The 2035-nt window shown below is 37.8% G+C and carries 2 protein-coding genes; both read left to right on the forward strand.

Going from position 1 to position 2035, the window contains the following annotated elements; genetic code table 11:
- The coding region (locus AMDU4_RS13010; protein ID WP_290705440.1) for an ATP-binding protein at positions 1 to 958 on the forward strand (958 nt) is incomplete at its 5' end.
- 268 nt (positions 959 to 1226) lie between these two features.
- Positions 1227 to 1841: a hypothetical protein gene (locus AMDU4_RS13015; protein ID WP_021788396.1), complete on the forward strand. Its 615-nt coding sequence runs from the start codon at positions 1227 to 1229 to the stop codon at positions 1839 to 1841.
- The last annotated feature ends 194 nt before the right edge of the window (positions 1842 to 2035 follow it).

A 2035-nucleotide genomic window follows, 5' to 3' on the forward strand; every position in this document is an offset into this window, starting at 1 on the left:
GGATAAAATCCATATCCTGATGGTAGGCAACCCCGGTATTGGCAAATCCGAACTTTTAAAAGCTGTGAAAAATGATTCTCCCAAAGGGTTCTATGTTAGTGATGCCTCCGGCCCTGGGCTCACAGCTGCCATATCAGAGGTTAATGGCACACGGGTGATGATCCCGGGAATGCTTGTACTGGCAAACAATGGGGTTTTATCCATAGACGAACTGGATAAGATGCACAAGGAGGACACCATTGCATTGCACAGCGCAATGGAGCAATTAGAATTTGTGAAATCGAAAGCTGGCATAAAAATGAAATTTTCTACGGCTACAACGGTTGTGGCTGCAGCCAATCCAATTAATTCATTTTTTGATAGCAGCAAAACAATACTGGAACAGATAAATCTCCCGGAAACATTGCTTCAGAGGTTTGACCTTATATGGACCATGAAAGGGAATAGCGAAATTAATTCTTATAGCATTTTAGAAAATACGGAAACTACTGATGACCCATTGCTCAAAAAATATTTTGCCTATTGTTCCAGGTTTGAGCCTTCAATCTCAGGAATTGAAAAACAGCTGTCTTCATACTTTGACAATTTAAAACACAAATCTGGTGACATAGCTATAAATGCCAGGACACTTCTCGCCATGAAGAGGGTGGTGCAGGCATCTGCTAAGCTGCATCTCCGCCAGCAAGCTATCTCTGAAGATTTTGAGACGATGAAAAAGATTTTTGAAGCATTCCTTAAAGATTTTAATTTTTCCCTTTCAGAAATCTATATGCCCTCTAAATTAAGGGATAAACTTTCAATCATCCAGGGGTTATTCAGAAACAAGAAGCACTGGGCAAAGGAAGAGTTGATTCATGAATTAAACATGGAACTTTCTGATCTGCAGTCCTGCCTGGACATTTTAAAGCGTGAAGGATATGTGTATGAACCGCGCAGTGGAAAATATGAGGCAATATGAATGAAAACTATAGAAATACTTGGGAATCCATATTCCAGGGTTTATTGTGAACATAATAAATATGAAACCAATCACATAATACGTGAAATTCAGGATTTTAAATTATCATGTACATGGAAAGAAAATGTTTTTTGTGAACATAATAAATCCACGGCCGCCCAAAATGCAGCTTCTATAATTTTTTTACAAGTGATTTTGTCGCTACATAATGTACTTAATAGGCATAATTATTCTATTTTTTGATATTTGTTTTTTAAGAGGTGAATAAATGCAAGAATTTGATATAAAGAGAAAAAAAGGGGCTCCAAGGAAGATATTTACCCAGGAAGATACGCCGAGAGATATCCATACAAAAGTGAAAACTTCAGTATTCAATTTAATTCCGGCAGGTAGGCCTATAAATGAAGTCCTGGAAGAATTGTTAACTGCCGCATATGCAAATAGAGAGCAGAAAGATCTAATGGCAACAAGAAAAAAAGTCCAGAAATTAGAATATGAGCTTGCAAAGGCCCGGATAGAACTCCATAACATCGAGGAAGGAATGAAACAACAGAGAGAACTTCAGAAGGCTATTGCCATTCAGAGAAAATACCTGGGAACTGCACTCAGGATCATTATTAAAAAATCGTGGGGTTCAAGGAAAGTAACTACAAAGCAGGAATGGCTGGAGAGGCTTTATGGCATATCATTTGACATCTCTGCATTGGATAAGATCCTTGCTGATACATCTATTTCTTCGGTAGATCGGATAACAGACATGCCGGATTTAGAACTCATTGAGGCTGTGTCAGCAAGGAAGTTGAACACAGGAGAAAAGGAAGCCGAGATCATGCAAACCATAAAAGTTGCGCACGAAGATATTTTGGGGAATGGTGAGGAATAGTGAGAGGTAAGATTCCAATATGTGATGGATGTTTAGAATAGTGGCTAGTTAGTTATATTTTGCCTGCAAGGGCAAATAAGATAGAATTGCGTAAGTGATAATAATAAGTAAAACAAAGGTGATTTAAAAATCACATTAAACAAGAAAAGGCCACAATACCTAGTGGTATGACAAGTTAATTATTCTGTATAATA

The sequence above is a fragment of the Ferroplasma sp. Type II genome, assembly GCF_000496155.1.